The 10,334-nt window shown below is 43.5% G+C and carries 8 protein-coding genes; 3 read left to right on the plus strand and 5 right to left on the minus strand.

The features are described 5' to 3' along the window. Positions 1-774: NAD(P)/FAD-dependent oxidoreductase (locus L693_RS0112580; protein WP_025717549.1), on the plus strand; the 774-nt coding region annotated here is incomplete at its 5' end. A 205-nt stretch (positions 775-979) separates the two neighbouring features. On the opposite strand, the gene L693_RS0112585 is transcribed toward L693_RS0112580, so the two are convergent. Continuing rightward, positions 980-2,650 carry a ribonuclease J gene (locus L693_RS0112585; protein ID WP_025717550.1) on the minus strand — a complete coding sequence of 557 codons (1,671 nt, stop codon included), beginning with the start codon at positions 2,648-2,650 and terminating at the stop codon, positions 980-982. Positions 2,651-3,089: 439 nt separating this feature from the next. On the opposite strand from L693_RS0112585, the gene L693_RS0112590 reads away from it, so the two are divergent. Next, entirely contained in the window at positions 3,090-3,722 is a 633-nt protein-coding gene (locus L693_RS0112590) for a LysE family transporter (RefSeq protein ID WP_025717551.1), read from the plus strand. Here the strand turns inward: L693_RS0112590 and L693_RS0112595 are convergent. Continuing rightward, positions 3,719-5,083, minus strand: a complete 1,365-nt coding sequence (locus L693_RS0112595; RefSeq protein ID WP_025717552.1) for an amino acid permease — start codon at positions 5,081-5,083, stop codon at positions 3,719-3,721. The two genes, L693_RS0112590 and L693_RS0112595, sit on opposite strands and share 4 nt — an antisense overlap. 205 nt (positions 5,084-5,288) lie before the next feature. Further along, positions 5,289-5,711, minus strand: a complete 423-nt coding sequence (locus L693_RS0112600; protein WP_025717553.1) for a hypothetical protein — start codon at positions 5,709-5,711, stop codon at positions 5,289-5,291. Between the two features lie 287 nt (positions 5,712-5,998). On the opposite strand from L693_RS0112600, the gene L693_RS0112605 reads away from it, so the two are divergent. Continuing rightward, positions 5,999-6,463: a MarR family winged helix-turn-helix transcriptional regulator gene (locus L693_RS0112605; RefSeq protein WP_025717554.1), complete on the plus strand. Its 465-nt coding sequence runs from the start codon at positions 5,999-6,001 to the stop codon at positions 6,461-6,463. 97 nt (positions 6,464-6,560) lie between these two features. Here the strand turns inward: L693_RS0112605 and L693_RS0112610 are convergent, their stop codons facing one another. Beyond that, positions 6,561-8,117: a glycoside hydrolase family 32 protein gene (locus tag L693_RS0112610; RefSeq protein ID WP_025717555.1), complete on the minus strand. Its 1,557-nt coding sequence runs from the start codon at positions 8,115-8,117 to the stop codon at positions 6,561-6,563. A gap of 105 nt (positions 8,118-8,222) precedes the next feature. Beyond that, positions 8,223-9,722: a glycoside hydrolase family 68 protein gene (locus L693_RS0112615; protein WP_025717556.1), complete on the minus strand. Its 1,500-nt coding sequence runs from the start codon at positions 9,720-9,722 to the stop codon at positions 8,223-8,225. Positions 9,723-10,334: the final 612 nt, after the last annotated feature.

Consider the following 10,334-nt stretch of genomic DNA (forward strand, 5'->3'; position numbering starts at 1 on the left):
GTTGGTGGCAAGTCCGTTCCGCATACAGGATCGGAGGGTGACGGCTATGCTTGGGCCGAGCAAGCAGGGCATACAATTACGGAGCTGTATCCAACGGAGGTTCCGTTGACGTCAGGCGAGACGTTCATCCAGACGAAGGAGCTTCAGGGACTATCCTTACGCGATATCAGCCTGACCGTATGGAATGCGAAGCAAAAGAAGGTTGTCGTCCACGAAGGAGATATGATTTTCACACACTTTGGCCTGTCCGGCCCAACCGCTTTGCGGTGCAGTCAGTTTGTCGTAAAGGGAATGAAAAAGGACAAGACCAGCACGGTGCTGCTGACTCTCGATTTGCAGCCTCACAAGCATGCCGATGAAGTCTACCGCGAAACGCTGGAGTTGGCGGCAGCCGATGCTAAAAAGGCGATCAAAAATGTGCTTAAGCCTTATTTACCGGAACGCTTGATTCCATTATTGCTCCAGCAAGCACAGCTGCGTGAAGATTTAACTTATGATCATATTCCCAAGCAGCAATGGCAGGAACTCGCCCATCGCATCAAGGCGTTTCCAATTCGCGTGAACGGTACACTCTCTCTGAAGGAAGCCTTTGTTACCGGGGGCGGTGTGAATTTAAAGGAGATCAATCCCAAAACCATGGAGTCCAGGCTGATGCCCGGATTATTTTTCTGTGGTGAGATTTTGGATATTCATGGTTACACTGGTGGCTATAATATTACAGCAGCGTTTACGACAGGGCATACAGCAGGAACGCAAGCGGCCGTAAGCGATTAAAAAGCTGCGCGTAGGATTTGATCTTACGATCGCTGTTGCTTCTCCAGATTCAAATCCTCCGCTTCGCTGCAAACCGCTATTACATCCGCATTTTTAGGAAAAACAAGAAGAAAAAAGACTTAAATCAGTCGTATTACTGATCTAAGTCTTTTTTTGAGTAATGGCGCCATGAACAAAATCTCATTTCGTTTTGACGTTTGCCACCTTAAACCTCAATAATGATAGGTAGAATCATGGGCCTTCTCTTGGTCTGACTGTAAATAAACCCACCCACATTATCCTTTAGCATCTGCTTAATCAGACCCCACTGACTCATTTCGGTTTCTGTTAATTCGTTCACTGTGGACATGATCGTTTCGTGGATTTGTTTCATGAGATCTTCGGAATCCCTAACGTATACAAATCCTCTTGAAATGATCTCGGGCGTTGCGAGCATTTGCTTCTCGTTTTTGCTCAACGTCATTACAATAATCAGCATTCCGTCTGAAGAAAGTTTTTTGCGGTCTCGCAGTACAATGTTGCCTACATCACCTGTCACCAGTCCATCGACCAGACTATTGCCGGATGGTACTTTGGGACCGAGGGAAGCCCTTCCTTCTTCGACTTGAATGGTCTCCCCGTTACGGACAATGAATACATTCTCCATAGGAATGCCCACAGACTCTGCTAGCTGACGATGACGATACAGCATTCTAAATTCACCATGTATCGGGATTAAATATTGTGGTTTCATCAAAGTCATCATTAATTTCAGCTCTTCCTGGCTACCATGACCGGATACATGCATCCCTGTGGAGCTGCCTGATCCATAAATAACCTGGGCCCCCAGCACATACAGGTTGTCAATCACCTGGGAAAGATTTCGCTCATTCCCGGGTATCGCTCCCGCAGCAATGATCACAGTATCACCGGGTAAAATTTCGATTTTGGGATGCAGGGAGTTGGCTAACCGGGACAATGCGGCCATAGGCTCGCCCTGACTTCCTGTACATAAAACTGCGATTTCTTCTGCGGGAAACCGCTCTGTTTCTCCCGGCTCGATCAACAAGTCCTCCGGCATTTTCAAAAAGCCCAGCTCCTTGGCCACTGTCACCACATTTATCATGCTGCGTCCAAGTAAAACAAGTTTGCGGCCTGTTTCCACAGCCGCATCAATAACTTGTTGGACACGGTTCACATTAGATGCAAACGTGGAGATAAATACCTGCTGCTTGGCTCTGGCAAAGGCATCCAGAATATGCCCGCCGACCAAACGTTCTGAAGGGGTAAATCCTGGTCTTTCTGCATTTGTGCTTTCAGAGAGAAGCACTTTAACTCCTTTTTTTCCGATTTCGGCCATTCGGTGAAGATCCGGAAAAGGTCCGCTTACGGGAGACATATCGAATTTAAAGTCACCGGTATGGACCACATTTCCTTCTGGTGTCTGAAAAAAGACGCCCAGGCAATCCGGGATGCTGTGGACGGTGGTGAAAAAGGAAGCCTGGATCGTGCCTATATCAATGGTTGAATTCGCATCTATAAGATGGAGCTCAGCATCACGTAAAAGACCGTGCTCTTTTAACTTGATTTTTAACAATTCGATGGTGAGCTTTGTCCCAAATACGGGGATATTGATTTGCTTTAGCAAATAAGGAATGCCTCCAATGTGATCCTCATGCCCATGAGTCACGATGAGCGCTCTGACTTTGTCCTGATTTTCCAGCAAATAGGTGACATCCGGTACAATGAGGTCAATACCAGGCAAATTTTCATCAGGAAACTTGGAGCCACAATCAATAACAACAATATCCTGATCGTATTGAATGAAATACATGTTTTTCCCGATTTCATTCACACCGCCTAGAGCAGCAATGAGTAATCTATTATCAGCAAGCATAAGTTTATTTCCTCCTTAGGAAAATGCTATCCATATTATTCATTTTCCACGTAAACTTATGCACCATACATTTCTTCTCTGAGCACAAAAAGAAACCCTTGTCTTTATAAGACAGCTCCCTCCTTGATTTATTAGATGCCCACCGCAGCCGAAATAGCCGCAAAAATCACAGCAACCAGCCACTCCGTTCCCCTCGCACTGCAATAAACCCAGGCGAAGCTCCTTCTTCCAACCCATTAAAAATAGCATTTGACAGTAGAAATTTGTCTAAATAAACCTCGGAAATCTCTCACTCATTTATTCAAAAATCGTCTGAACGGTTTGACGTTTTTCAATAAAAGTGTCAAGCCAATTTATTAAAAAATATGTTCTTACAGATAAGTTTGTCCGAATAAACTAATAGACAAATACCCTACAAATACTCGAGGAGGAGAATAGTATTAATACATTTTTCAGTTATATTTTTCTGGGTTTGTCACTTTCGGCCCCCATTGGACCAATCAATAGCGCACAATTGGATCGAGGTATCAAAAATGGGTTTTGGCACGCCTGGTTTATTGGGCTCGGTGCAATAACCGCAGATATAATTTATATGCTGCTTGTTTATTTGGGAATGATTCACCTGCTTAATGCCCCATTTGTCAAAGCTTTTTTGTGGTTGTTTGGTTTTTTCGTGCTTGTGTATACAGGAATTGAAAGCATTAAAAATGCAGGTGTCATTGCACAAGCCGAATTAAGGGGCAATAGTAATACATTAACCAATTCCTTTCTGACAGGCTTCCTGATGTCATTATTTAATCCTATCTCCATCCTGTTCTGGCTTGGCATTTATGGCTCAATACTGGCAAACGTTGCAGATACGTATCCCGTACAGCAGCTATTGATATATAGTGGAGCCATTGTATTGGGCGTGCTGCTCTGGGATGTGACTATGGCTGCCGCTTCAAGTATTTTTCGTAGATTTCTAAAAACCGGAGTGCTTCAAACCATCTCATGGCTGTCCGGATTATCGCTTATAGGCTTTGGCTTTTATTTTGGTTTACAGGCATTAAAGTTATTGTTTTTTCACTAAGACTTGGCCTTTTTGACATATTGACTGGATCTAGTATGCTTTCGGCGAACCCGCTGTACAATGAAATCACAAATCGCAATCAGCAAGACAAGCAGTAGGCTAATATATAACCCCGGACGGCTAAGCTTGTGAAAAAAAGATCCAACCACAGCCATAACGATTAACAATAATCCAATCCAACGTTTAATATTGCTTGATCTGCTCGATTTCAGTAGCTTACCTGAAGACAGCAAAATAAAGCACCAGTTATAAAGTAGCATTAAACCAGCCGCAGTTGTGATATATTCATATACTTTCCCCGGTAATAATAACGACATGACAATGGCTGCGATTAGTCCAACGGAGATTAAACTAAGTGCAAAAAGGGGATATTTACCCTTCCACTTTCGTGAAAATAAGGTGGGAGCATCTCCTTCCTGTGCAAGCGTAATCATCATAGATGTTTCTGCGTATAGGGATGCGGTCATCGTTGAAAAGCCTGCAATGATAAGCACTCCATTAAATAAATGGGGAACAAAGGCCAAATGATCGCTGCTGAGCGCAAGTACAAAAGGACTTTCTTTTGGATTAAAGGCACTTAATGGAACCATAGCCACAGCCAGGCCAATAGAAAGCATATATACCGCAACCAGCATAATCAGCATCACCTTTCCGGCTTTAGGTGCTTCCTTAGGCTGTTGGAGCCGGTTAGACATAATTCCGAGTACTTCAATACCTCCATATGCATAAAAGGCAAAAATAAAAGAAGACCACAACCCTATGCCGCCGGTTGGAAAAAGATCTTTATAATGGCTCGGGAGCCTAGGATTATATTTTCCTCCTCCAATCCAACCTGTCAAAAGAGCTACAGCCAGAACCAGAAACATAACAATCGCTGCCATCTTGATGATGGCCAGTACATTTTCAACACGGTCAAAGCCCTTATTTCCAAAAAAAACAATAACCAGCCCGAGGATTCCGAACCCAGCCGCAAAGATCCACATGGGCACCTCAGGAAACCAAAAGCGCGAGAATATGGACAGCGCAGTTAGCTGACTCCCATTAATAAGCAGTTCCGAGAACCAATAGACCCAACCACTACCGAAGCCCGCCCAGCTCCCAAATGCTTTTTGGGCATAGGAACGGAAAGAACCCTGCTCTGGGTGATCTGCTGTCATACGTGAAAGGGCATCAAACACGACATACGTCCCAACTGCTGCAAAGAAGTATGCAATTAAAACAGACGGACCGCCAATGGAAATCGCTAAGCCGGACCCGAGAAAGTAACCTGTGCCAATAGTGCCTGCAACCCCTAACAAGCTAAGCTGCCACCACTTTAACTTTTGATCGTTTTGCATGCGAGCAGAAGGCTTATTCCCCATAAAATCACCCTATACCTGAATTTGAGACCGAGTTGTCCGTTTTTTTAGATTGCCCCCTTCGTTCCCATTTCATGTGGATGTCTAATCATTTAAGTCTCCTCCCCAGATCTGTAACAAATTAGGCCACAAATATAAGCGAAAGCACCTTCAAGACCACGATTTCAATGGGTGTGAAGGTGCCTTTTTATATACTGTATTGGAAAAGTTAGAGATGGATACTGCCGGAAAAGCCATCCACTTCATCTTCCGGCTGTTGATCAGAGCTTACATTATGCTCCTTTATCGTATTGTCATATGTTTGAGAAGAGCCGTTTTTATACGCTTCGCTCCAATCTTCATTGATAATGTGCGCCGGGATAATCCAATCCTCCGGGCTATAGCCTGGGTTTTGTACATTGATATTACCTTGCGCACCTGGACGAAAAGTGAGAATTCCCGTCTCAATGATGCTTCCCTCATAGGCTTGGCAAATCTCCAGTGCAGATAGCACATCTTGGTTCTCAACATGAACCCTGAGACCCGTGTCACCGTTTGTGCTGGCAGCGTATCCAATTTCCTTTAATGTTTCACAGGCTTGTGCAGCCTGCTGCGGATCACGAAATTGAAAACGGAATGAACCCGTATCCATGTGCCCTCATCTCCTCTGAAATACTTATTTTGTTAGTTGGGATTTATACCGTTAGGTTATTTTTTAATATAACCAACCGGAACGGGTTTCTTACATTCAAAACCTTTATTTTTCAAAAATTTACTTTAAAGCTTTGAAATTAAATAATTAAAAAAGCAGCTACTGTGACAAATCGCATGTTATCCCTACGTAAATCCCTTTATGCTAGTAACAAGGGTATGGTTGCCCGGTCATCCGAACCGAGCGGTCAAAGGATGCCCAAATCCATACATAAAGGCGGAATGAAGATGATAGATTACCGAACATTGGTGACACAGCAATCCATGCATTTATATAGCGTGTTTGCCAAGTCATTCAAAAGTGTAAACGAACATGCGGTTGCTGGCATCAAAACGATGGGCTTCAACCCAACGGCCTTCGCCGTGATGGAAGTTCTATATCACAAGGGAGCGCAGCCGATCCAACAGATTGGAGCCAAGTTGCTGCTGCAAAGCGGAAATGTCACTTATGTTATCGACAAGCTGGAGAGCCGCGGTTATTTGCACCGTCACCCGTGCGACCAGGATCGTCGGATTATATATGCAGAATTGACGGACGAAGGACAACGCGTCATGGACGAAATTTACCCTGACTATACACGTCAAATTGAACGTGCCTTTAGCGGCATCAGCGAAACCGAAAGAGATCAGCTTATCGGTTTACTTAAAAAATTGGGGCGCAGCGCTGATAACCTGTCACCCTATCACAAATAGACTTACCAGATCGGCTAATTACCTAACTGTAAGTGGCGTTTTTCACAAAGAGTCCGCACCACGTGTATAGTGGGGCAGACTCTTTATGTCTATCTGTTCACTTAATAAAATTGTTGATAACCACATTTTTGAAAATAGCTGTACCGCCATCGGCAAAAAGGGTAATTCCCTGATCATCCATACGCGGGAAGATTAAATTGGAGTGCACCACTGCTCCATCGTCTACAAAAACTTCGATACTGGTCTTATCGACTAGAATTTTCAGGTGAACGTTTTTATGGTTCACGTCAAAGGGCGCCTTGCTCTCCACATAGGCTCCACTCTGATCCGGCTGTCCTGTATATCCTCTGTTAACATAAGAGTATTGGCCTTCCAATGAAACGCCGACATCCACATGACGTTTGCCATCCTTCGATTCTCGTAGTCTCAAGCCTGCATTTTTAAGCGTTGACCATGAAATATCCGCCTCTAGCTGATAAGCTTCTGCCTTCACCGGAAGCGTGTACGTACCATTCACCCTGATCTGTTCAAATGACTTCATTGAGGTTGGCAATTGCTTCAAAGCTTCGATCGGCTGTGAAACCAAGCGATACCCTAGTCCGTCTACTTGTTTCAGTCGAATTTGACGAACGATGGAGTCCATCCCGTTAAAGCCTTCTTTTAGCGTAGGCGTGTTGTTGGCATAATCCCAATTGTTCATCCAGGCCAGCGCATAACGGTGGCTGTATTTATCGTTGCCTTTTCCTTCCTCGAACGTCACCGCCCCATACCAATCAAAGCCGTAATCCAGCCACTCGGGCTTACTATCGTCCGGGGAAAAATGGTTACCGTCGAAATTTCCCGTCCAATAGGCATATGTGTTAGGTTCTCCTGTTGATTTCCCGTTTGCGCTTGCGCCCAGAATCCACTTATAGGTTCCATCGTCCGCTCGCATTTGGTAGAGGTCGGGACATTCCACAAGTCCGATATTTTCGGTGCTAAAGCCACTCATATAATGCCATTTCTTTAAGTTGTCAGACTCATAAAAGCCAATCTTCGTACCTTCCGCCATGACCATGATCCATTTATTGCTGCGCATATCCCATATGATTTTCGGGTCTCTGAAATCCCGGGTACCCGGATTCTTCATCACAGGAGTGTCGCTATAAGAAGTAAATGTCTTGCCTTTGTCGATGCTATACCATAAAAATTGCTCTTGCTTTCCTCCATTGGCAGACGGCTGCGTCACAATAGCGACCAGAGCACCTTTGCCAAACCCTGCACTGTTGTTATCATCGCTCACAACCGAGCCAGACCACGGGTCGCCATTCGGATTGGTATATTTGGGGATCGACACGCCCTCATCCTGCCAATGAACCAAATCAGTTGAGGTGGCGTGCCGCCATTCTGTACCATTTTTTTCAGGATAATCTCGGTTATATAAATAGTAATAATGGTATTTCCCATCCATATAAATGGGCCGCTGCGGATCATTTTTCCACTTATCCGGAACAGTAAAATGATAGGCCGCCCGATAGGTCGGGTTTGTAGGAGGTATTGGAGTTTTGCTCGCATCCCGTTGGTACATACTCCAACCCATAGCTATGAAGATTGTTAAGCCTGTGATGATTACAACGGATCGTATCCAAATGCTCTTGGAAGCTATTTTTTTCATTATGACGATCCTCCTTACCTCCCATTGCATCGTTATGTACCGTCCGAAGACGACAGATCGGTCAGCTACCAAGCTGCCGTCTTCGGACATGCTGCATCTACCTACTTATTTCTTTCCATACTGATATGGAGGTTCTTTTTTGTCATCCGTTGGATCAATCGTGATTTGCCCTTGCTCCAGAATACCGTTTTTCACAACAGAGGTTTTCGAGCCTTTAATATTCAGCAGGAAGCTTGGCGCGAAAGTGGATTTGTGATCCGGGAAAAGCCCTCGATTGGTCATATAGCTTGAAACGACTACGTTATTGCCTTTGCCTTGCGGGATAGCAAAATGGGCATACGTCCACGTAATATCATCACGATCCAGATCCTGATGAAGAACGAGACCGGTTCCATTCAACGGTTTGTAAGGCCCTGTCAAGGAAGTAGAAACATAACCCAGCATGTAAATATCATCGTCACCGATCGCATCTACAGTCACCTTGGAACCTCTCGTGCTCGTAAATAAGTACCACAAACCATTCATCTTGAACACATTCGCCCGTTCAATTTCATCCGTTACCAGATTGGACGCGATCAAAGGGGGCATTACTTTTTTCAAAGTATAATCGTTATTCAATTCAACGATGCCCAGTGCGCCGTTGGCCAATTCAGCTCCCTTTTTCTTGGGACTTTGCAACAGATTACGAAGCTCTTCCGTGAAAAATTCGTTATTGCCACCATAATAAGCTGAGTTTTGAAGCGAATCTTCGCCCTGGTAGCCCGTTTCTGTCCCTGTGTTCGCTTCAAATATAATATATTTGTGGCCTTGATCCTCGACATAGTGAGGGTCTCTAAACGTATGGTTATCCATATCTACACCGACGCTTTGCTGAACATTTTGATAGGTTTTACCATCTCCACCGTCATAGATCGGTTTCAAATCCTCGACACCATCCACTTTCAGTGTCTCCTCATCAGGCTGAGAGAGATTAATTTGAGCCGTGGTCAAGGTTTGTTTACCGTATAGTTGGTTACTCGGCTCAAAGGGCTGTCTGCTGGTATAAAATAAGCGTACTTGTCCATCAGAGGTTAAGGTAGCAGAACCGGACCATTCTTCTGACTGATTTTTAAGAATCGGATCGTTGGCAAGTAATTTATCATTGTCTTTAAATACTCTTCCGGCATTTTTCCAGCCGCTCAGCGAGGTATTACCCGCTTTTTGATAGAACAGATATATAAATGTATCCTCTGCTCTTTTAGGATCGCCTGCCAATCCAAAAACGATATTATACCCTTTGTAATTGGCTACTGTGCCATCGGCATTTTGTAACGGCCAAGAGTCCCAGACATCGAAATCAATCAGCTTGCCTGAACTGTCACGGCCTTTTGCGGAAGGAATATTCTTAATTGTAGATGCATCAAAGGACGGAACCTCAAATTTCTCTTTGCCTTGCTGTTTGAAAATATTCAACATGTCATTGCGTGTAATGTGCGTAAATGCATTGTCTGTTTTGAGATCAGATTCATCCGTTTCTTTAGCAAAAGCTTGAATACCCCCTCCCAATAGCAATGTGGTTGCCACAGTTAATGTGGTGGCTTTTCTGAAAATTTTGTTGATTTTCAAGTACTTCATCTCCCTTGTTCTAATTATTCAAGTCTAGATTAGAAACCAACTTTTTTGGTTGGTAGGGCCATTTTATATGGTATGACAAACGATTGATATAGACTGAAAATCCCCTTTATTGAGGCTGAAAGCAGGATGCTCAAATGAATTTTATCCTCATATTTTCCTAGTGAATTTCTGAAAATTTTGCTTTATTTCATTCATATTATATTCAGAAAAAAATGCCACTTGCTTTTTTTGCATATTTAGTACTGCTAGGTAACTTGCTTCATTTTCATCCAAAATCATTCAAAAAAATTCATAAAAAGCTCTTTTGCAAACGAATTCAAAAAAATAGTTCTTTAGTAGTCCACTATCCGATGAAGAAATACGTTGGCTTCGTCTATGATTAAGTCCAATTTACTATTTTATTTTTTTTATGTAATTATATATATAAAACGTATGACATAAAAAAGAGACAGCCTGCCCCCTTATTTGGGTGTCCCAGACTGTCCCTTTTTTTGTATAAATATTTATATTCTTGTCTCAAAAGCTGTTATCCTGTTTTTTTCAAATAGGAACCGTTATTTTTAGGACGCATGTTCAAACTGGCTATTGTATAGATCGGCATAG

It is taken from the genome of Paenibacillus sp. 1-18, from assembly GCF_000520755.1.
In the GTDB taxonomy this organism is placed as follows: domain Bacteria; phylum Bacillota; class Bacilli; order Paenibacillales; family Paenibacillaceae; genus Paenibacillus; species Paenibacillus brasilensis.

Bases quoted from the DNA above. Each gene is read 5' to 3' on its own strand.
- L693_RS0112600 (WP_025717553.1), bottom strand. From the start codon at position 5,711: ATGGATACGGGTTCATTCCGTTTTCAATTTCGTGATCCGCAGCAGGCT.
- L693_RS0112595 (WP_025717552.1), bottom strand. From the start codon at position 5,083: ATGGGGAATAAGCCTTCTGCTCGCATGCAAAACGATCAAAAGTTAAAG.
- L693_RS0112610 (WP_025717555.1), bottom strand. From the start codon at position 8,117: ATGAAAAAAATAGCTTCCAAGAGCATTTGGATACGATCCGTTGTAATC.
- L693_RS0112585 (WP_025717550.1), bottom strand. From the start codon at position 2,650: ATGCTTGCTGATAATAGATTACTCATTGCTGCTCTAGGCGGTGTGAAT.
- L693_RS0112605 (WP_025717554.1), top strand. From the start codon at position 5,999: ATGATAGATTACCGAACATTGGTGACACAGCAATCCATGCATTTATAT.